Source organism: Cellulomonas sp. GbtcB1 (assembly GCF_019091725.1).
In the GTDB taxonomy this organism is placed as follows: domain Bacteria; phylum Actinomycetota; class Actinomycetes; order Actinomycetales; family Cellulomonadaceae; genus Cellulomonas.
In genome coordinates this window covers 1-233 of the sequence record NZ_JAGXJG010000625.1, presented here as the reverse complement: position 1 = coordinate 233, position 233 = coordinate 1, and the positions used below count along the sequence as shown (strand labels likewise).

Below are 233 nucleotides of genomic sequence, written 5' to 3'. Positions count from 1 at the left end.
CGCTCGGCGTCGCCCGCGGCCTCGGCGCCCCGGTCACCTCCCGCGGAGGCGGCACCTCCGTCGCGGGCAACGCCGTCGGCACCGGCGTCGTGCTCGACTGGGCGCGGCACGTGAACCGGGTGCTCGACGTCGGCCCGGAGGCCCGCACCGCGCGCGGCGAGCCCGGCGTCGGCATGGCGGTGCTGCAGGGGGCGGCGGCGCCGCACGGCCTCCGGTTCGGCCCGGACCCGTCG

Annotated in this window: 1 protein-coding gene; it reads left to right on the top strand. The window is 82.0% G+C overall.

The annotated features are described in order from the left end of the window. The coding region (locus KVT14_RS21590) for an FAD-binding oxidoreductase (protein WP_217617410.1) at positions 1 to 233 on the top strand (233 nt) is incomplete at both ends.